Here is a 21,000-nt window from a genome sequence, read left to right as displayed (position 1 = left end):
ATGCTATATTCTAATAAAATAGGTTGTTTAACGGCAATTTACGACCAAGGTCAATTAGGTAAAATTTATATGCCATTATTGCGCAAGAGACAGGACTATGCCCTTTGGCTGAAAATTTTAAGAACAGGAGAAAAAGCCTATGGTTTATCGGAAATTTTGTCACAATATAGAAAAACGGAAAACTCCATGTCGAGCAATAAAATAAGCTTAATTAAATGGAATTGGAAGTTATTGCGAGAAGAGGAGCGATTGTCCATATTTAAATCGGCCTACTATTTGGTTTGTAACATTGCTTTAAAATTTAAGGTATAAATATCTATTGCCTCCCGAGTATATAATTTTGCGTACTGAGTGAAATGTAAGATTAAATTTCAGATACTTAAATTTCTAAAATAAAAACTCCATATTCTACTAGTGGCTTAAAATTAAAGCCTTTATTTTTGCAACAAATAACACTCATATGACCATTTTAATTCTCGGTTCCGGTGGAAGGGAACATACATTTGCCTGGAAAATTGTCCAAAGTCCTTTATGTCAAAAATTATTTGTCGCACCAGGAAATTCTGGAACTGCAGAAATAGCAGAAAATATTGATCTTAAGGTCACAAATTTTGAAGCGATAAAGAAGTTGGTTCTTGAAAAACAAATTGATATGGTTGTTGTTGGTCCAGAAGATCCCTTGGTGCAGGGCATCCATGATTTTTTTCTGAATGATGAGGCGCTAAAACATGTGGCCGTTATCGGCCCACAAAAAGCTGCAGCACAGCTTGAAGGTAGTAAGGAATTTGCCAAACAGTTTTTGTGTCGTCATAACATCCCAACCGCAGCGTACCAAAGTTTTGATGCCAGTTCATTAGAGTCAGGATATGAATTTTTAGAGACGTTGACAGCACCTTACGTACTGAAAGCCGATGGGTTGGCAGCAGGAAAAGGTGTTTTGATCTTAAATGATCTTAATGAAGCCAAAGCGGAGCTTAAGAGCATGTTGGTAGACGCCAAATTTGGCGCCGCAAGCACCAAAGTGGTTATTGAAGAGTTTTTAGACGGTATCGAGTTGAGTTGTTTTGTGCTTACCGATGGAAAAAACTATAAAATTTTACCAACCGCCAAAGATTATAAGCGCATTGGTGAAGGGGATACCGGATTGAACACAGGGGGGATGGGTGCCGTTTCTCCTGTACCGTTCGCTACGGAATCATTTTTAAATAAAATAGAAGAGCGCATAGTGAAACCAACGGTTGTTGGACTTCAAAAAGATGGGTTGGACTATAAGGGCTTTATTTTTATCGGAATAATTAAAGTAGGGGATGACCCGAAAGTTATTGAGTATAACGTGCGGATGGGAGATCCTGAAACGGAAGTGGTAGTGCCACGCCTTAAAAATGATCTTGTTGAAATTTTCCAAGCCATCGCCAATCAGCAATTGGACAAAATCACGATTGATATTGATGAGCGTGCCGCAACTACAGTCATGTTGGTATCTGGCGGTTATCCTGAAAGTTATGAAAAAGGTAAGGAAATTACAGGCTTAGAAAATTTGACAGAGGTTATTCCCTTTCATGCTGGCGCTGTATTGAAAGATGGTAAAGTGGTTACTTCTGGCGGCCGTGTAATGGCCATTACCGCTTTTGGAAATACCTACCAAGAGGCCATAAAAAAATCTTATCAAAATATAGAAAGACTACATTTTGATAAGATGTATTACCGTAAGGATATTGGTTTCGATCTATAAATACGAATGGGATGAGATGCTCTTATCCTCTTCGTTATTATCGTCGTATTTTTTCAATTGCAGCATCCAATAGACAAAGGCTACGATACCTATTACGATAAATAGCCAAGAAAAAATATTGGCTAGCAACCAACTGTCATTCTCTAAGGCTCTTAAAGCATCAAAAGGCAAAAAGAGATAGTCAACAAACAAATCTGCTATGCCATTAAAAAAATCTTTCTATCATAATAAATAATTATATTTACACCACAAAATTACACTTTTTTTAATTGGAAAGTTTAATAAATTCATGACGAATTTTTTTCGCAAAAGTTAAAATCCAGCAACAAACCTACAACAGCGCTCTAAATGATTTCAAGTTTTTTTAGCAAAGCCAAGCCTATTCATCTACTTGTGGTGAGCGCAATGTTACTTGTTGTATTTGTTTCAGCCAAAATTTCATCCATCACGGAGGTTTTTTCTCTAGAACTTTTTTTTAAACAAGCATTTCTGTTTGGAGTCTGCTTGGCGTCACTTTTTGTTCTCGATTTTTTTGTGAGCAAAAATAATCTTACCAAAAAAAACAGCTATAAAATTCTGATGTTTGGTCTTTTTGTGGCGATTTTACCGGAGACCTTGCTCAACTCAAAATTATTGATTGCCAATCTATTTGTCCTATTGGCACTGCGGCGCCTCATCAGTTTGAGATCAGGTAAAGAAATCAAGAAAAAACTCTTTGATGCTGCGTTTTGGATCAGTTTGGCAACACTCTTGTTTTTTTGGGCATCCTTGTTTTATATCCTGATTTTAATGGCTTTATTGCTGTATGCCATTATTGATATTAAAAACTGGATTGTACCTATCCTAGGAATTCTCTGTATTGTTGTCATAGCAGCGTCTTACATGATTGCATTTGATATTGATTTTCAACCCTACTTGCATAACTTTTTTGACATGAGTTTTGATTTTACACCGTTAAATTCAAAGCGTATAATTATAGCGGCCACCTTATTACTTTCCTACGGTACTTGGGCTTCGTTTTACTATTTGAAAAACATAAAACACCAATTAAAAAGATACCGTCCTTCTTTTATAATCGTTATTATTTCGTCATTAATTGCCTTAGTGATTATTTTGGTGTCGCCCAATAAAAACGGGAGTGAATTTATATTTCTTATCGCGCCGTTGGCCATTATCATGTCCAATTATCTTGAAATTATACCAGAAAAATGGTTTAAGGAAAGTTTGATTATTGTGTTAATCTTAGTTTCAATCCTGAATTTATTGCTGTAGTTTTTCACCAAATGCCAAATCGCCAGCATCTCCAAGACCTGGCATTATATAACCTTTCTCATTCAAGTTGGGATCTACCGTTGCAATCCATAAATGCGTGTCTTCATTGAAGTGCTTACTGATATAGTCAATACCATCTTGGGCACCAATAACGCAGGCAAGATGCACATCTTTAGGTTTTCCAAAAGGTTTTAAGGCTTCAAAAGTAGCCACTAAAGATTGTCCTGTTGCCAGCATCGGGTCGGCCAAAATAAGAGTTTTGTTTTCCAAATTAGGGCATGCCAAATATTCCACAATAATCTCAAAGCTGTCCGGTTTTTTTTGATGCTGCCTGTAGGCTGAAATAAAAGCGTTTTGTGCGTTGTCAAAATAAGTCAATAAGCCATTGTGCAATGGTACGCCAGCTCTTAAAATAGAGCACAGCACAATATCGTTGTCCATCAAATTCATTTCACAGTTCCCTAAAGGCGTTTTAATAAGTGACGATTTGTAATTTAAAACTTTACTGATTTCATACCCCAAAATCTCACCAATGCGTTCAATATTTCGGCGGAAACGCATACTGTCTTTTTGGATCGTTACGTCTCTCATTTCTGAAATGAACGTGTTTAAAATGGAATTTTTTTCTGATAAGTTGTGAATGTGCATAAGGCTTAAACTCTGTTGTGAATCGTAAAGTTAATTAATTAGAAGTATATTTGCGCTTTAAAATCATCAGTCTATGTTTACAGCAAAAGCCAATGAAATTTTTCAAAAGGTTATCGGCACATACCACTTAAAAAATACGGTTGACCAATCTTTTGAAAATGTTTTCGATGAAGACAATCACCTCATAGAACATCTGTTATATAGAAAATGTTGGATTGACACTGTGCAATGGCACTATGAAGACATTATTAGAGATCCAAATATTGATCCTGTTGCCGCACTAAAGTTAAAACGGCAAATTGACGCGTCAAACCAGGACAGAACAGATATGGTAGAATATATTGACAGTTATTTTTTGAGTACGTATAGTGATGTTCAACCAAAATCAAATGCTACCATCAATACAGAAAGTCCTGCTTGGGCCATTGACAGATTATCTATTTTAGCTTTAAAAATCTATCACATGAATGAAGAAGTTGAGCGTCCTGATGCGGCTTCATCACACAGACTGAATTGCCAAACAAAACTAAATGTGCTTCTTGAACAACGTCGAGACTTGAGTCGAGCTATTGATGATTTATTGGAAGACATTGAGCATGGCGAAAAATACATGAAAGTGTATAAGCAAATGAAAATGTATAATGACGATGAGCTCAATCCTGTGTTGAGAGGTCAAAAATAACAACGTCCTGCAACCGCGGGAATCTCATTAAAGAAATGCCTAATTCCAAACCCAAACACATTCTCGTTATAAGGCTCTCCGCTATGGGAGACGTGGCCATGACTGTTCCAGTCTTGAGGGCTTTTACTGAACAGTATCCCGATATAAAGGTAACGGTGTTGACGAGAGATTTCTTTAAACCATTCTTTCGGGATTTGCAAAATGTATCTGTATTTGCTGCAGATTTGAAAGGAACCCATAAAGGCTTCTTTGGGTTGTTAGAACTTTCTAAAGAGTTGAGAACGTTGGGCATTGATGCCGTTGCTGATTTACACAATGTGCTTAGAAGCAATATTTTGAAACTATTTCTTCTAGATCTCAAACCGGTTCAAATTGATAAAGGACGTTCAGAAAAAAAAGCGTTGGTGCACGGGAAAACATTCGTGCAGCTCAAAACTACACACCAACGTTACAGAGATGTTTTTGCCAAATTAGGAGTACCAATCAAGGATTCAGACCCAAATTTTCCGGAACGCTCTGAGCTGAATTTGAAAACCCGCAAAATTGTAGGTGAGGACACCAAAAGCTGGATAGGCATTGCACCCTTTGCGGCCTATAAAAGTAAAATGTATCCGTTAGAATTAATGGAAGACGTGATTGAGGCGCTTTCAAAAGACTATAAAGTATTGCTGTTTGGAGGAAAAACAGATGCAGAATATTTGGACACGCTACAATCCGAACACGTTTATAACCTTGCCGGAAAATTAAGTCTGGATGAAGAACTGGATGTCATTTCAAATTTAGAGGTCATGCTTTCCATGGATTCTGGCAATGCGCATATTGCCGCCATGATGGGTATAACAGTAGTCACACTTTGGGGCGTGACGCATCCTTATGCCGGTTTTTATCCATTCCATCAAGATGAGAGCTTTGCTCTTTTGGCTGATCGAACAAAATTCACTAAAATTCCAACGTCAATCTACGGCAATAAATTCCCGGGCGGTTATGAAGATTGCATGAAGACCATCCTTCCTGAACAAATTATCGAAAGGGTCAAAGACGTCATAAAAAAACCCTACTAAAAAAGTAGGGTTAGACTTAATGTTTGGTTAATAGATAATCCCGTTGTAACAATAAATCGTTTATAAAAATATTAGTTTCATTATTCTAAACCATCGTTTTGTAAGAATAACTTGTTAATTTTTCGACGAAACAAAAGTTTTTTGGGACAAAACGCTTTATTTGTTATAGTACAAAAAAGTAGTGACCACTAGATATCGTCATAATCAATACTCACATTTGGTGTTAACGGATGGGCTTGGCAGGTTAAGATCAATCCGTCTGCAACTTCGCCATCAGTCAAAATATTATTCTGGCGCATCTTCACTTCGCCTTCGGTTACACGAGCCAAACAGCTACTACAAATTCCGCCTTGGCAAGAATATGGTGCATCCAAATCTTTATCTAAAGCGGCTTCAAGAATCGTTTGTTTCTGTGACATTGTAAAGGTTGTGGTGTCGTCATCTAAAAGAATTGTAATTTTGGTTTGTCCATCCGGAATGGTGGCAGTATCAGTTTCAGTCGGTTTGGCTGCCTTAAACAGTTCGAAAAAGACGCGTTCTCTTGGTGTGTGGTGCTCAGCAAGCACATCTTTCACGGTATGGATCATCGCCTCTGGTCCGCATAAATAAAAGGCATCAATGCTCAAGTCTTTATGTTTATTTTTCAAGATAAGATTGACCGTGCTTTTTTCAATCCGTCCAAAAATTGAATCATCTTCCTGCGCTTGACTGAACACAAATTGAATAGACAAACGTTTACTATACTTGTGCTGCAGTTCCAATAGCTCCTTTAAAAACATGGTGTCATCTGTAGTTTTATTGCCATACACTAACACAACGTTGCTTAGTACTTCTTCTTCCAAAGCGCATTTAACGATGCTCAAAATGGGCGTGATACCACTTCCTGCTGCAAAGGCAGCAATGTGCTTGATTTTGGAATCATTAGGTTGAAAAACAAAATGCCCTTTTGGCGGAGCGACCTCTAAGGTGTCTCCAATGCGGAGATCATTATTTGCATAGGCTGAAAACGTACCATCTTGCACTTGCTTTACAGCAACTTTCAAATCGCCACTTTCAGGAGAAGAACACAAAGAATAATCACGTCTTGTTTCTTTACCGTTGAGTATGGTTTTTAAGGTAATGTATTGGCCTGCTTTAAACGAATAGGTTTCTTTTAAATCTTGGGGCACTTCAAAATTAATGGTGACAGCATTTGAAGTTTCTCTCTCAATATTCTTTATGGTCAGGGTGTGAAAATGTGACATGTTTTAATTTTTTTCCAAAAGTAACGAATGCTTAGAATAAATGCCACATCTCTAACAAAATTATAAGTATTGGAGGCAGATAGCTTCTGAAATTTCCTTTCTTTGAAATTTGTTTGTAACAAAAAGTGTATTATTATTACCAATGTTTAAACCACAACCAAAAGTGTATGTTCAAATATTTTATTAGTCTCGAGTGGAAATCTTTTATCAGATCAGCTTCTTTTAAGACCAACCTTTTTCTGAAAATTATGATGGTTTTCGGAGCCCTTTGGATGATTGCGTCGTTCTCTATTTTGGGCTTCGGTGCTTATTACATGATTGAAGATGGGTTGAAATTGGAACCTTTTCAGGTGGTCAATCAGGTGGCTATTTACTATATGGTTTTTGATTTGGCGTTTCGTTACTTCCTACAAAAAATGCCTGTAATGAACATCAAACCCTTGATGTATTTGCCAATTAAAAGAAAAGCCATCGTCAATTTTGCCATGGGTAAAACGATGATTTCGTTTTTTAATGTGCTCCACGCATTTTTCTTTATTCCGTTTTCTATTGTTCTTATTATTGAAGGCTTCCCGCCTTTACAGGTGATAGCGTGGTATATTGCCATTTTAGGATGGATATACTGCAACAATTTTATTAACATCTTTATCAATAACAAAGATGTTGTTTTTTACGGTGTTGTGGCTTTTGTTATAGTGATGATTGGGCTTCAATACTATGGTGTTTTTGATTTGACCTACTATACGGCTCCTATTTTTAAAGCGTTTTATGCCATCCCGTATCTCGCTCTAATTCCTATTGTTTTGGCTGTGGTGTTCTATAAAATGGCCTTTAGCTACTTCAAAAAGAACTTGTACTTAGATGCAGGCCTTTCCGTGAAACACGATATTGCTGAAACTGAAGACTATTCTTGGCTGGACCGTTTTGGGAGTCTGTCTACCTTTCTTAAAAATGACATCAGATTGCTGAGACGCAACAAACGCTCAAAGATGACCTTAATCATGAGCGTAGTATTTCTATTTTATGGATTGCTGTTTTTTACAGGTTCTGTGGAGGCATACGACGGTCCTTTCTGGAAGATCTTTGCAGGTATTTTTGTATCGGGCGGATTTCTATTCACCTTCGGGCAATTTGTACCTAGTTGGGATAGCGCTTATTATCCATTAATGATGAGTCAAAATATTCGCTATAAGGAATACCTTGCATCAAAATGGTATTTGATGGTATTTGCAACTATTATATCAACTGTGGTATCCGCGTTTTATTTGTATTGGGGTTGGCAGGCCTATGCAGCCGTTGTTGTGGGTGCCATTTACAATATTGGCGTAAATAGTCATTTGGTGCTTTGGGGAGGTGCGTATATTAAATCGCCGATTGATTTGACCACAAGTAAAAAGGCTTTTGGAGACAAGCAGGCTTTTAATGCAAAGACCATGTTGTTGACCATCCCAAAATTGTTATTACCTATGGCCATTTATGCTGCTGGGCATTTTACATTAGGAGAAGCGTTTGGTTTTGCCTTAGTAGCGCTTTCAGGATTGGTCGGATTTCTATTCAAGAACAAAGTATTTGATATTATAGAAAAAGTCTATAAATCAGAAAAATATAAAACATTAGCCGCTTACAAACAAAACAATTAATCATGATAACAGTAACCAATTTATCTAAAAAATATAATTCTGATCCCGTTTTAAGTATTGAGCATCTAGACATCCCGAAAGGACAAAGTTTTGGACTGGTGGGCAATAATGGGGCTGGGAAAACTACGTTTTTCAGTTTGTTGTTGGATTTGATCCAGCCGACCACCGGATTCATTAAAAGCAAGGATATCCAAGTCAATGAAAGCGAAGATTGGAAACCTTTCACATCGGCCTATATTGATGAAACTTTTTTAATTGGGTATTTGACGCCTGAGGAATATTTCTATTTTATTGGAGAGTTGCGTGGTCAGAATAAAGCTGACGTGGATGCGCTTTTAGAACAATTCGCAGATTTTTTCCATGACGAAATATTGAATCAGAAAAAATATTTGCGAGATCTGAGTAAGGGTAACCAGAAAAAAGTTGGGATCGTGGCAGCACTTATTGGCAACCCGGAAGTTATCATTTTAGATGAGCCTTTTGCCAATTTAGATCCAACAACGCAAATCCGTTTGAAACAAATCATTAAAAATCTTGCAGAACAACATGGCGTTACTGTTTTGGTATCCAGTCATGACTTGATGCATGTTACGGAAGTTTGTGAGCGCATTGTGGTTTTGGAAAAAGGTGTGGTCATCAAAGACTTGGCTACAAGTGCGGCTACCTTAAAGGAATTGGAAATGCATTTTGCAGGTTAGATTTATCTATCCCTCACAGGATTTCAATACTTGTGAGGGCTTAGTCTTAAACTGTGTATCCTCAACTCTTATGTAAGACTGTAAGGTGTTAAGGTGTTGTAAATAAATTATCCATTACTTTCTGTTTTTATTGAGTTTAGGCTTTGCGCCTCTGGGACTCCGCGTGAAACATACATCGAAAACTCCCCCATTTTTCCCTTCATAATTCAAAAAGATGCTTATTTTTACGGCGTTGCATAATATTAGCAGCTGTTTTTAGTTATCTTATGAACCAAATTTAACTCACGTTGCGCATCTCTATAAAATCTCTGTTTGTCCTGTTTTTTGCAGTGCTTATTGTTACAAGCTGCTCGCGGAAGAACGATACCTTCATTAACAGGAATTTCCACGCCTTGGGAACCAAGTATAATGTTCTTTACAATGGAAATATCGCTTTAGAGAATGGACGTGAAAATGTTGATAATGCCTTCACGGATAACTACTGGGATCTACTGCCCGTGGAGCGTATGGAAACCACAGAAGATTTTGTCCTTCCTGGACAAACTAAAAACTCTGATTTTGAGCGCGCTGAAGAAAAAGCAATCAAGGCCGTTCAAAAACATGGGATGAACATTAAAGGAAAAGAATACAATCCTCAAATTGATGAGGCGTATTTGTTGCTGGGGAAGGCACGTTACTTTGACCAGCGTTTTATTCCTGCTGTGGAAGCCTTTAATTATATTCTTTACAAGTACCCTGCAAGTGACAAAATTAACGAGGCTAAAATTTGGCGTGAAAAAACCAATATTCGACTTGAGAATAATGAACTTGCCATCAAAAATTTGAAGCGTTTATTGCGATTGGAAGAACTGGCCGATCAGGATTTAGCTGATGCCACCGCTGCTTTGGCACAGGCCTACATCAACATTAAAGCAAAAGACAGCGCCTTGACACAATTGGCAACGGCGGCTAATTTGAAACCAAAAAAAATAATAGAAAAAGCCCGTTATAATTATATTAGAGGTCAGCTCTATAACGAGTTTGGTTATAAAGACAGTGCTAATATAGCTTTTGACAAGGTGATAGATTTGCACCGTAAAGTACCAAGAGCCTATTATCTTAATGCACTTTTAGCTAAAGCGAGCAATTTTGATATTAATTCAGGTGATGTTTTGGCGTTTTCAGAATATTTGACAGCACTAGAAGAAGATCGAGAGAACCGACCGTTTTTGGATAAAATTTACTACCGCATTGCTGAATTCCACAAACAATCCAACCGCGATTCTTTAGCGGTGTCATACTATAACAAATCACTGAGAACATCTTCAGGAGATAAGCAATTAAGAGCTTTAGATTACGCCACACTTGGCGATATGAGTTTTGATACCTCTGAGTATAAAAATGCAGGTGCGTATTATGACAGCACGATGAATAATATGGTGGTCAATTCTAAACCATTCAGAACCGTAAAGCGGAAAAGAGAAAATTTAGAGGACGTTATTTATTACGAAAGTATCGTCCAAGTAAACGACAGCATCTTGGACTTGGTAAATTTATCTGATACCGATAGGGTAGCCCTTTTCACAACCTATATCGATAAATTGAAAGCCGAGGCTGAAATTTTAAAACAACAAGATGAAGCTGCACTGCGCAATGCCAATGCAGGCATTGTCATTCCAAATACAGCCATCAACAGCACTGTAGGCAATAGGAGTGTTGGTATAAATCCGCCAGGAGGAGGCAAACAGGAATTCTATTTTTATAACCCTACTACCGTGGCCTACGGTAAAAATGAGTTTTCGAAAAATTGGGGAGACCGCTCACTTAAAGATAATTGGCGACTTTCTAACACCCGTAGTAATGAGCTCACGGTTCAAGGTAATGATTTGGTAGCTGATGTTTCTGAAGAGGAGCGCTATGATCCGGAGTTTTATATTTCAAAAATTCCTTCAGATCAGAAAGTGATTGACAGCCTTGCTAAAGACAGGAATTACGCGTATTATCAATTGGGAGTTATTTATAAAGAGAAGTTTAATGAATACGGGCTTGCAAAAGAGAAGCTCAAAACCTTATTGAGCAACACTCCTGAAGAGCGTTTGGTTTTGCCAGCAAAATACAACTTGTACAAAACTTATGTGTTGTTGGATGAAACGAATGCAGCAGAACAGATGAAGACTGACATCATCACCAATAATCCTGAATCGAGATACGCGGCCATTCTATTGAATCCAAAATCTGAAATGTCCAAAGATGAAAACAGTCCGGAAAGTATTTATGAGCGCACCTATACCAATTATGAAGCTCAAGATTTTCAGGACGTCATTGACCAGAGTGACACCTATATTTTAGAATTTGAAGGAGACCCTCTCGTACCGAAGTTTGAGATTTTAAAAGCTTCCGCAAAAGGCCGTTTATATGGCTTTGAAGCATATAAGGAAAGTGTCAATTTTATCGCATTAAATTATCCGAATTCTGAAGAAGGAAAACGTGCGCAAGAAATCATGGAAAAGATCATTCCTGTTTTGGCTAAAGATGATTTTGAGGACAATGCGCTTGCAGCTAGATTTAACGTCTTATATCAATTTGAAAACGCCAGTACTGAAGAGGTGGATGCCTTTGTAACAAAGTTAAATGAGGAAGTTACCCAAATCAGATATTATGAGTTAAGTGTCTCCAAAGACATTTATAATAAAAATACCATTTTTGTGGTGGTCCATGGCTTAAAGAGTATTGAAGGCGCCAGCGGATTTGCAGATTTGCTCAGAGAACGAAAAGCAAATATTACAATGCCTTATATTGCCATTTCATCGCCTAACTATGAAATTGTGCAACGCCATAAAAACTTAAATGAATACCTTAAATCTAATTAAATAACCACAACCATGTTTGCAGAAAATAAAAAAGGAAAAACAACAGTAGAAACATTTAACCAACAAAATACAATCGCCAAAGGCACCACCTTTACTGGGGACATTATTAGCGATAGCGATTTCAGAATTGAAGGCACCATACAAGGCAATATTAAAACGCCTGGTAAAGTAGTGCTTGGAAAAACAGGGATCATCAACGGCACACTTGAAGGCGCCAATGCTGATATTGAAGGCAAATTCTCAGGAAAGTTGATGCTTACAGATACCTTATCATTAAGAGCTTCGGCCTTTGTTGAAGGTGAGGTAGAAGTGGGTAAATTTTCAGTAGAACCGGGAGCTACTTTTAACGCTACTTGTGTTATGAAAGGCAGTGTGAATGAAATTAATAAAGTTGAGCATGAATCAACCACAAAAAAACAAGCCAAATAAACGGCTTAATCCATATATAAAGTTTACGTCTGTAGCTATACAAATGGGCGTTACTATTTTTTTAGGGAATATATTGGGCGCCTGGCTAGATAAAAAATTTTCTACCACATATTTAGAAAATCTAATTACACTACTGCTGTTTTTTTGGCTATGTATTTTGTAATCAGTCAAGTTATAAAGACATCAAAGGAAGATGAGTAAAAGCATTCCAATTCACATATTTATCATTTTACTTATAGGTGTAATCGTTTATTATCTACAAACATTTGTCTTTTCTAATTCACGATTTGGTTTAGAAAATGTATACCTTTTTCATGTGATCGCATCAACTATTGTTTATGTAGCTTTAGAACTGCTTTCAAAAACACAGAAATTTAAAAACCAAATTGGTTTTCTGTACCTTGGCACTATATTTTTTAAAGTAGTGCTATTTGTTGGTATTTTTAATGGTACTGTTATGAGTGTGAAGTCAATGACAGATAAAGAAATCTTCAGCCTACTGCTACCTGTATTTATTTTTCTCTTTTTAGAAGTGTACTTTATCTCCAAAATTTTAAACAAAACAATCTAAAAAACTTAATAGAAAAAAAGACATTTGTTTTTAGGTTTTATTTACTTAATTTTGTCACGGAATTTAGTAAATGCTTTTTTTTGTATTTTACAACAATGAAGATAGCTCAACATACTTTGAAATTATTATGCTTTTTGTTAATTACACTGTCTGGTAGTATTTCATTCGCAGCAAATGATACTACTCAGAAAGATACAGGTGAGATAAATACATCTGAAAAGGTGAAAGATTATATAGCGCACCACATTAAAGATTCACATGATTTCCATTTAGTATCTTATACAAATGATGCTGGCGAACGTAAGCATGTTGGTTTCCCATTACCAGTTATTTTGTGGTCTAGCAACGGATTAGCTACGTTTATGTCTTCAGAGTTTCATCACACTGATGACGGTAGCGTCATTGTTGAAAAGAACGGATCTAAATTTGTTAAAGTACACAGTAAAATATACGAATTAGAACCTAACGCATCGTCTATTTCTTTTGACGATGAAAAGCACCCAATTAATGCCAATAGGGTTATCGATTTTTCTATTACTAAAAGTGTTTTTGGAATGCTAGTAGCGGGAATATTAATGTTGCTTCTATTTGGTGGTTTAGCGAGACAATACAAAAAAACTGCTATCCCAAAGGGTTTTGGTCGTGTTTTAGAACCATTGGTAATTTATGTACGTGACGAGATAGCAAGACCCAATGTTGGTGAAAAGCATTACAGAAAATTTACAGGTTATTTATTAACTGTATTCTTCTTTATCTGGGTACTTAACCTTATGGGATTGACTCCGCTAGGTTTTAATGTAACTGGTCAGCTGGCAGTTACTGCTGCTTTAGCGGTATTTACACTTATAATATATACAGTTAGTGGTAATGCTGACTATTGGAAACATATGCTATGGATGCCAGGTGTGCCGGTTCTTATCCGTCCCTTTTTAGCGGTAATTGAAATTGCAGGTGCTTTTATAGTCAAACCGTTTTCATTATTAGTGCGTTTGTTTGCCAATATTAGTGCAGGACATATTATAGTGATGAGTTTGATTGCTATAATGGTGGTTATGAAAACAGAGTTGGGTGCATTTGGATCGACGTTATTATCATTCGTTTTGTCATTATTTATTACGTTAATCGAGTTGCTAGTAGCCTTTTTACAGGCCTATATTTTTACAATGCTTTCAGCATTATTCATTGGAATGGCGGTAGCAGAACACGATCATGACCACAAACATGATGATCATGGAAAAGAATCCACAGACGCAGAAGATGTGAGAAGTGAGTTCATTTAATAAGAGTTTTTTTTTAATTTAATTATATATCATTTATTATGGAACCAGTAACGTACAATTTAATTGGTGCAGGATTAATCGTAATCGGAGCAGGAGTTGGTCTTGGTCAAATTGGAGGAAAAGCAATGGAAGGTATTGCTCGTCAGCCAGAAGCGGCAGGGAAAATTCAAACAGCGATGATTATTATTGCAGCACTTTTGGAAGGTTTAGCATTTGGTGCTTTATTCTTAGGAAAATAAGAAACCAAACACAAATCAAAAACACGATCCTATAACGATTGGTTATAGGATGTGTTTTTTTAAAAAATTAGAAAAAACACACATCAAATGGAAACATTATTAAACGACTTTTCACCGGGATTATTTGTGATGCAAACAGTCATTCTGTTGGCCTTAATTTTCTTAATGGTGAAATTTGCTTGGAAGCCAATTATTGGATCCTTAGACGAAAGAGAGTCCGGGATTAAAGCAGCATTGGAGGCAGCTGAAAATGCAAGACGTGAAATGGAAAATCTTCAAGCAGATAATCAGAAATTATTGCAAGAATCGAGATTGGAGCGTGAGAACATGCTTAAGGAAGCTCGTGAAATAAAAAAGTCAATGATTGAAGATGCCAAGGATGAAGCTAAAAATCAAGCTAATGCGATGATTGAACAGGCTTTAGAAGCCATTGAAAACGAAAAAAGATCAGCCATGGCTGAACTTAAAAATCACGTGGCAAGTTTATCCATTGAAATTGCTGAGAAAGTGGTGCGTCAAGAACTGGAAAACAAAGACAAACAACTAGAGTTGGTGGAGTCTATGTTGAGTGATGCAAAATTAAATTAAGTACAAGATTAAAACGTCTAGAATCTAGCGTCTAAAATCTAATATCTAAATATATGGCACAAATAAGAGCAGCAATACGTTATGCAAAAGCAGTTTTGGATCTTGCCAAAGAGCAAAATTCAGCAGAGGTTGTTCATACTAACATGAAGTCAATCGCTAATGCTGTGGAAGCAAGCGAAGAGTTAAAGGACATGCTTGTAAGTGCTGTGATCCCTACTGCCATGAAGAAATCGGCTTTATTGGCGATTTTCACTGATTTAGACAAGCTAAGCGTCAACTTGATTGATACGTTGATCTCCAATAAGCGTATTAATATTTTGGGTACTGTGGCACAGCAGTATACCGAGCTGTTTAATGAAGGTGAAAGTAAACAGGTTGCGACAGTAACTTCTGCAGTTCCGTTAACAGAAGAGCTAAACGCAAAAGTGTTGGCTAAAGTAGAAGAGTTGACAGGAAAAGATGCTGAAATTATAAACGTAGTGGACGAATCTATTTTAGGAGGCTTCATTTTACGTGTAGGAGATATACAGTACGATGCAAGTATTGCAAATAAATTAAATAAGTTAAAAAGAGAATTTACATTAAACTAAAGATTTTGTTGATTTTGTCACACTGAGCGCAGTCGAAGTGTGAAATTAAAGTCAATAGAAATAATATCTAATAAAAATGGCAGAAGTAAAACCAGCTGAAATTTCAGCAATCTTAAAGAAACAATTGTCAGGCTTTGAAGCTAGTGCTTCATTGGACGAAGTAGGAACAGTATTGACAGTTGGTGATGGTATTGCACGGGTGTACGGCTTAGCAAACGTTCAATACGGTGAGTTAGTTGAATTTGCAGATGGTCTTGAAGGCATTGTACTGAATCTTGAAGAAGATAACGTAGGTGTGGTTTTATTAGGACCTTCTATAGGTGTTAGTGAAGGCTCCATCGTTAAACGTACTAAACGTATTGCTTCCTTAGAAGTAGGTGAAGAAATCGTTGGCCGTGTGGTGGATACCTTAGGAAATCCAATTGACGGTAAAGGTCCAATTGGTGGTAAGCTTTATGAAATGCCATTAGAAAGAAAAGCACCTGGTGTTATCTATCGTCAACCTGTAACTGAGCCGTTACAAACGGGTATCAAAGCTATTGACGCTATGATTCCTGTAGGTAGAGGACAACGTGAGTTGGTTATTGGTGACCGTCAAACTGGTAAAACAGCGGTTTGTATTGATACCATTATCAACCAAAAAGAATTTTATGATGCAGGAGAACCTGTATACTGTATATATGTTGCCATTGGACAAAAAGCATCAACAGTGGCGTTAATTGCAAAAACATTAGAAGAAAAAGGAGCGATGGATTATACAACCATCGTTGCGGCCAACGCATCAGATCCTGCCGCTATGCAGGTATATGCGCCTTTTGCCGGTGCAGCTATTGGTGAGTATTTTAGAGATACTGGCCGTCCTGCTTTGATTGTTTTTGATGATTTGTCAAAACAAGCAGTAGCCTACCGTGAAATTTCATTATTGTTACGTCGTCCACCGGGACGTGAGGCGTATCCTGGTGACGTTTTCTACCTTCACTCAAGATTATTGGAGCGTTCTGCAAAAATTATTGCGGATGACGATATTGCCAAAGAAATGAATGATTTGCCAGACGTTTTGAAGCCAATCGTAAAAGGTGGTGGTTCATTAACGGCATTGCCAATCATTGAAACACAAGCTGGTGACGTATCAGCCTATATCCCAACAAACGTAATTTCGATTACAGATGGACAGATTTTCTTGGACGGAGATTTGTTTAACTCTGGGGTTCGTCCAGCAATTAACGTCGGTATTTCGGTATCTCGTGTTGGTGGTAACGCACAGATCAAATCTATGAAGAAAGTATCTGGTACTTTAAAATTAGATCAAGCACAATACCGTGAGTTGGAAGCATTTGCTAAGTTTGGTTCAGATTTAGATGCTGTAACCTTAAACGTGATCAATAAAGGAAAACGAAACGTTGAGATCTTGAAGCAGGCTCAAAACGATCCTTTTAAAGTTGAAGACCAAATTGCAATTATTTATGCGGGTTCTAAAAACTTATTGAAAGACGTTCCTGTAGATAAGGTAAAAGAATTTGAACGTAATTATTTAGAATTTTTAAGAGCGAAGCACAGTGATGCCCTCGCGTCATTAAAAGCAGGAAAACTTACTGATGAAGTTACTGACATATTAGCGTCGGTAGCTAAAGAATTATCAGCAAAATATAGAAAATAATCCCATCCCAATCTTCCCGAAGGGAAGGGGCTTATAGGAAAGGAGTATATAACATAATTAATTAATCCCTCCCCTTTGGGGAGGTTAGGTGGGGCTCATATGGCAAACTTAAAAGAAATACGTAACAGAATATCATCAGTATCTTCCACGATGCAGATTACGAGCGCCATGAAAATGGTGTCTGCTGCAAAGTTAAAGAAGGCACAAGATGCTATTACGGCAATGCGTCCATATTCTGATAAATTAACAGAATTGCTGCAAAACTTAAGCGCAACTTTAGATGCTGATTCTGGAAGTAAATTTTCTGAGCAACGCGAAGTCAATAAAGTGTTGTTAGTTTCAATTACATCTAACAGAGGTTTGGCAGGGGCGTTCAACTCCAACATTATAAAACAAACCAACCGTTTGATCAATGAGGATTATGCTGGTAAGGAAGTTTCCATTTTAGCGATAGGAAAAAAGACCAATGATGCTTTTAAGAAAGGCAATAGGGTAGTCGCCAATAAAAGTAGCCTCTATGATGACTTGACTTTTGACAATGTTGCAGAAGTTGCTGAATTGTTGATGGATACGTTTATAAAAGAAGAGGCAGATAAGATTGTTTTGGTATATAACAAGTTTAAAAATGCTGCGACCCAGGAAATCATGAAAGAACAATTTTTACCGATTGTTCCAATGGAAAAGGATGACGATGTGCAAGCAGATTATATTTTTGAACCTTCAAAAGCGGAAATCGTTAAGCAATTGATTCCAAAATCTCTAAAAACACAGCTTTATAAAGCTCTTAGAGACTCGTTTGCTTCTGAACATGGCGCACGTATGACAGCCATGCACAAAGCAACGGATAACGCTACAGAATTGAGAGACCAATTGAAACTGACTTACAATAAAGCACGTCAAGCTTCCATTACAAATGAAATTTTAGAAATTGTTGGGGGTGCTGAAGCATTAAATAATTAGAAAACACAACTTATACTAACTTAAGCCTTACTTTTAAAAAGTTGGGCTTTTTTTGTTTATAGCGACATTAGTTCCAAGCCCACAATAAATTTTATGGAATGCTATTTGTTATCTTTATAAAAACCAAATAGCTATACTATGAAAATTCTACCCTTTTTTTCAGTTATCATTATGATGTTTCTAGGTCCATCCAAATGTTCTGAGGCACAAAAAATTCAGAAAAATCCGCCACTGCCTCTTGGGGAAATTTACTTTGAAACGTGGGCTTCCCCTATCAAATCTGGAGGTTCTGGCTTTAATCTCTTTATTCCTATAAACGAAAATAACGACAGCGGCATTGCTCTAGATTCAGTTTATTTCAGAAATCAATATGCAAAATTGGTAAAAAAAATCACCGATTCTAGCTTGGTTTATATTGCACAATTTGACAACCCTCAACGATCAAATGATGATATCATTATGAGCAGCGATCCTTTAGAAGAAATGAAGAACGTTCCTCCTGCAGTCCCAAAGAAAATGCCTTTCAACCTAGGTCCGACAGAAGCGATGGTAAGTTATCAGGTGGATGGTGAGGTGCGGTATTTTAAAATTGAAAACATTAAGGAAAAAGCTTCCAATAAAACACCAAGATCATAGCCTACTCAACAAGATCAGTCATCCGCTAAATTATTATTAAGAGCCTCATTGGTTCAAAATTGCTTAACTCTTTTAGAATCCCTACTTTTGACCTTTAATTAAAAAACTACATTGAGCGGATTCAAATCTCTTTTCAAGCAGACGTTTATCTACGGTCTAGCGACCGTTTTACAAAGAATGCTGAGTTTTCTTTTGGTGCCACTATACACTACACAAGGGGTACTTTCATCGGTTGGCGAATATGGCAAGATCTCCATCATTTTTTCATGGGTAGTAATTCTCAACGTCATCCTTTCCTATGGCATGGAAACGGCATTTTTTCGTTTTTTTAACAAAGAAGAAGATCAGAATAAAGTCATTGGTACTTCAACCATTGCATTAATTCTAACTTCTGTCGGATTTTTTGTGTTGGCTTATTTGTTCAAATCACATATTTCGATTTTAATAGGCATTAAGCAGGAACACATTTTGTTGGTTATTTGGATTTTATTATGTGATGCCTTGGTCATCATTCCATTTGCTTGGTTAAGGGCCCAAGGGAAATCCATGCGTTTTGGCATTTTAAAAATTGTAAGTGTCATTATTAATTTGGGATTAAATATTTTCTTCTTGCTATATCTCAAGGGATGGGCTGAAAACAGTGCTTTTTTAGAATCGATTTACATTCCAAACTTTGAAATTAACTATATTTTTATTTCCAATTTGGTGGCAAGTGCCGTTACATTGGTGTTGATGCTCGGTTTTTATTTTAAGGTTCAATACCAATTTGATGGTGGTCTTTTCAAAAAGATGATGCGGTATGCCTTTCCTGTACTAATTGCTGGGATAGCATTTGCAATCAATGAAACGTTCGATCGTCTTCTTCTAGATTACTTGTTACCTGAAGACATTGCAGAGACTAAAATAGGAATGTATTCAGCCTGTTATAAAATAGCAGTGTTTATGACGTTGTTTGCCACAGCATATCGTTTGGGAATAGAACCTTACTTTTTCAGTCACGCTAACACAAAAAACCCACAAAAGAATTATGCGCTTATTTTAGAATTCTTCGTAGCTTTTGGATCTGTGATGCTACTCACTATTGTGGTTTTTGCGGATGTTTTAAAACCTTACATTGTGAGGAGTGAAGCATATTGGGAAGCCATGTGGATTGTGCCTTTAATTTTAATTGCTAATTTGTGTTTGGGTATTTACCATAATCTTTCGGTGTGGTATAAAGTGACGGACCGTACCAAGTTTGGCGCCTATATATCGGTTTTTGGAGCGATAATAACCTTAGCTCTTAATTTCTGGTTGATTCCAATAATGGAATATAGAGGATCTGCAATTGCCACCTTGGTAGCCTACGCCAGTATGATGGTTGTCTCGTATTATTATGGGCAGAAATATTATCCAATCCCCTACAATTTAAAAAAAATGAGTTTGTATTTATTGGTTTCATCGGCTTTTTCGGTAATTTCGTTTTATGTTTATCGAGAGAATTATGTTGTAGGAATCAGTCTGTTACTCGTGTTCCTGCTTTTGGTGGTGATGCTCGAGAAAAATCAAATTAGGCAAATTATAAATAGTAAATAACACAAACCTCACAGGTTGTCAAAACCTGTGAGGTTTTATCCCAAGACTTTAAAGTTGAAATAGAAAAATATTAGAGAAGAAACTAAACAACACGACGCTCTCGAAGATAAAATTAAACATTCGTGAATTCGTGGCAAACATTAAATTATGAACATCAAAATCATCAATAAATCCAATCACGCCTTACCCAGCTATGAAACCATAGCTTCAGCAGGCATGGATTTACGCGCCAACTTATCAGAATCAAGGATTTTAAAACCTTTAGAAAGAAGTATTGTAGGCACAGGCTTGTTTATTGAACTTCCTATCGGATTTGAAGCGCAGGTAAGACCTCGTAGCGGGCTCGCAGCAAAGGAAGGGATTACAGTTTTAAACGCTCCCGGAACTATTGATGCTGATTATAGAGGGGAAATAGGGGTTATTCTGGTCAATTTGTCGAATGAAGAATTTGAAATCGTCAATGGCGAACGTATTGCACAACTGGTCATTTCAAAGCATGAACGCGCCGAATGGACTGTAGTAGAAAGCCTGAATGAAACTGTAAGAGGCGAAGGTGGGTTTGGTAGTACAGGGAAGAATTAAAAAGCCCCTTTAATTCCCCAAAGGGGAAAACGAATGTGAAAAATACAAATAATTTATAAATTTAAAC

23 protein-coding genes are annotated in these 21,000 nt (G+C 37.0%); 20 read left to right on the top strand and 3 right to left on the bottom strand.

Going from position 1 to position 21,000, the window contains the following annotated elements; translation table 11 throughout:
* Together A9996_RS20680 and purD are read left to right on the top strand one after the other, a co-directional pair.
* Nucleotides 1-312, top strand: coding sequence for a hypothetical protein (locus A9996_RS20680; RefSeq protein ID WP_248912368.1), 312 nt, complete (start codon nt 1-3; stop codon nt 310-312).
* A gap of 148 nt (nt 313-460) precedes the next feature.
* Nucleotides 461-1,732, top strand: coding sequence for a phosphoribosylamine--glycine ligase (gene purD, locus A9996_RS16815; RefSeq protein ID WP_066437884.1), 1,272 nt, complete (start codon nt 461-463; stop codon nt 1,730-1,732).
* Here the strand turns inward: purD and A9996_RS16810 are convergent.
* The gene (locus A9996_RS16810; RefSeq protein WP_248912367.1) at nt 1,727-1,924 is read right to left on the bottom strand and encodes a DUF6341 family protein; all 198 of its coding nucleotides are present in this window, start codon (nt 1,922-1,924) and stop codon (nt 1,727-1,729) included. The two genes, purD and A9996_RS16810, sit on opposite strands and share 6 nt — an antisense overlap.
* A 156-nt stretch (nt 1,925-2,080) precedes the next feature.
* Here A9996_RS16810 and A9996_RS16805 point away from each other — a divergent pair, with 156 nt between their 5' ends.
* Nucleotides 2,081-3,004 (top strand): DUF6427 family protein, encoded by a 924-nt coding sequence (locus tag A9996_RS16805; RefSeq protein ID WP_066437877.1) that lies wholly within the window; start codon nt 2,081-2,083, stop codon nt 3,002-3,004.
* Here A9996_RS16805 and upp read toward each other — a convergent pair.
* The gene (upp, locus tag A9996_RS16800; protein WP_066437875.1) at nt 2,993-3,652 is read right to left on the bottom strand and encodes a uracil phosphoribosyltransferase; all 660 of its coding nucleotides are present in this window, start codon (nt 3,650-3,652) and stop codon (nt 2,993-2,995) included. The genes A9996_RS16805 and upp overlap by 12 nt on opposite strands.
* 73 nt (nt 3,653-3,725) lie before the next feature.
* Here upp and A9996_RS16795 point away from each other — a divergent pair, with 73 nt between their 5' ends.
* A complete protein-coding gene (locus tag A9996_RS16795; protein ID WP_066437872.1) occupies nt 3,726-4,334 on the top strand; it encodes a DUF4254 domain-containing protein in 609 nt (202 codons plus the stop codon).
* 35 nt (nt 4,335-4,369) lie between these two features.
* Nucleotides 4,370-5,395, top strand: a complete 1,026-nt coding sequence (locus A9996_RS16790; protein WP_245905297.1) for a glycosyltransferase family 9 protein — start codon at nt 4,370-4,372, stop codon at nt 5,393-5,395.
* Nucleotides 5,396-5,583: 188 nt separating this feature from the next.
* Here A9996_RS16790 and A9996_RS16785 read toward each other — a convergent pair whose 3' ends face one another.
* Complete coding sequence (locus A9996_RS16785; protein ID WP_066437868.1) at nt 5,584-6,639, bottom strand: ferredoxin--NADP reductase; 1,056 nt, start codon at nt 6,637-6,639, stop codon at nt 5,584-5,586.
* Nucleotides 6,640-6,806: 167 nt separating this feature from the next.
* On the opposite strand from A9996_RS16785, the gene A9996_RS16780 reads away from it, so the two are divergent.
* The 15 genes from A9996_RS16780 (at nt 6,807) to dut (ending at nt 20,933) form a co-directional block, all read left to right on the top strand.
* Nucleotides 6,807-8,279: a DUF5687 family protein gene (locus A9996_RS16780; RefSeq protein WP_066437866.1), complete on the top strand. Its 1,473-nt coding sequence runs from the start codon at nt 6,807-6,809 to the stop codon at nt 8,277-8,279.
* A gap of 2 nt (nt 8,280-8,281) precedes the next feature.
* Nucleotides 8,282-8,977: an ABC transporter ATP-binding protein gene (locus A9996_RS16775; RefSeq protein WP_066437863.1), complete on the top strand. Its 696-nt coding sequence runs from the start codon at nt 8,282-8,284 to the stop codon at nt 8,975-8,977.
* Between the two features lie 329 nt (nt 8,978-9,306).
* Nucleotides 9,307-11,826, top strand: coding sequence for a type IX secretion system periplasmic lipoprotein PorW/SprE (porW, locus tag A9996_RS16770; RefSeq protein WP_487246418.1), 2,520 nt, complete (start codon nt 9,307-9,309; stop codon nt 11,824-11,826).
* Between the two features lie 12 nt (nt 11,827-11,838).
* On the top strand, nt 11,839-12,255 hold the full coding sequence (locus A9996_RS16765) for a bactofilin family protein (RefSeq protein WP_066437855.1): 417 nt from the start codon (nt 11,839-11,841) through the stop codon (nt 12,253-12,255).
* Nucleotides 12,203-12,418 (top strand): AtpZ/AtpI family protein, encoded by a 216-nt coding sequence (locus A9996_RS20995; RefSeq protein ID WP_346210684.1) that lies wholly within the window; start codon nt 12,203-12,205, stop codon nt 12,416-12,418. Before A9996_RS16765 ends, A9996_RS20995 begins: the two co-directional genes overlap by 53 nt.
* Before the next feature lie 30 nt (nt 12,419-12,448).
* Nucleotides 12,449-12,826 carry a DUF6168 family protein gene (locus A9996_RS16760; protein ID WP_066437853.1) on the top strand — a complete coding sequence of 126 codons (378 nt, stop codon included), beginning with the start codon at nt 12,449-12,451 and terminating at the stop codon, nt 12,824-12,826.
* A gap of 95 nt (nt 12,827-12,921) precedes the next feature.
* Complete coding sequence (atpB, locus tag A9996_RS16755) at nt 12,922-14,106, top strand: F0F1 ATP synthase subunit A (RefSeq protein ID WP_066437850.1); 1,185 nt, start codon at nt 12,922-12,924, stop codon at nt 14,104-14,106.
* A 38-nt stretch (nt 14,107-14,144) separates the two neighbouring features.
* Nucleotides 14,145-14,345, top strand: coding sequence for an ATP synthase F0 subunit C (atpE, locus tag A9996_RS16750; protein ID WP_066437848.1), 201 nt, complete (start codon nt 14,145-14,147; stop codon nt 14,343-14,345).
* An 87-nt stretch (nt 14,346-14,432) separates the two neighbouring features.
* On the top strand, nt 14,433-14,933 hold the full coding sequence (locus tag A9996_RS16745) for a F0F1 ATP synthase subunit B (RefSeq protein WP_066437846.1): 501 nt from the start codon (nt 14,433-14,435) through the stop codon (nt 14,931-14,933).
* 53 nt (nt 14,934-14,986) lie between these two features.
* Entirely contained in the window at nt 14,987-15,523 is a 537-nt protein-coding gene (atpH, locus tag A9996_RS16740; RefSeq protein ID WP_066437844.1) for an ATP synthase F1 subunit delta, read from the top strand.
* Between the two features lie 76 nt (nt 15,524-15,599).
* Nucleotides 15,600-17,180, top strand: coding sequence for a F0F1 ATP synthase subunit alpha (gene atpA, locus A9996_RS16735; protein WP_066437841.1), 1,581 nt, complete (start codon nt 15,600-15,602; stop codon nt 17,178-17,180).
* Nucleotides 17,181-17,279: 99 nt separating this feature from the next.
* Entirely contained in the window at nt 17,280-18,140 is an 861-nt protein-coding gene (atpG, locus tag A9996_RS16730; protein ID WP_066437840.1) for an ATP synthase F1 subunit gamma, read from the top strand.
* A gap of 138 nt (nt 18,141-18,278) precedes the next feature.
* The gene (locus A9996_RS16725) at nt 18,279-18,776 is read left to right on the top strand and encodes a hypothetical protein (RefSeq protein WP_066437838.1); all 498 of its coding nucleotides are present in this window, start codon (nt 18,279-18,281) and stop codon (nt 18,774-18,776) included.
* A gap of 111 nt (nt 18,777-18,887) precedes the next feature.
* Nucleotides 18,888-20,351 (top strand): lipopolysaccharide biosynthesis protein, encoded by a 1,464-nt coding sequence (locus A9996_RS16720; protein WP_066437836.1) that lies wholly within the window; start codon nt 18,888-18,890, stop codon nt 20,349-20,351.
* Between the two features lie 147 nt (nt 20,352-20,498).
* Nucleotides 20,499-20,933 carry a dUTP diphosphatase gene (gene dut, locus A9996_RS16715; RefSeq protein ID WP_066437833.1) on the top strand — a complete coding sequence of 145 codons (435 nt, stop codon included), beginning with the start codon at nt 20,499-20,501 and terminating at the stop codon, nt 20,931-20,933.
* The last annotated feature ends 67 nt before the right edge of the window (nt 20,934-21,000 follow it).

It is taken from the genome of Gelidibacter algens, assembly GCF_001678675.1.
Lineage (GTDB): Bacteria > Bacteroidota > Bacteroidia > Flavobacteriales > Flavobacteriaceae > Gelidibacter > Gelidibacter algens.
The sequence above is the reverse complement of the archived record's forward strand: the minus strand, read 5'-3'. Positions and strand labels throughout refer to the sequence as shown.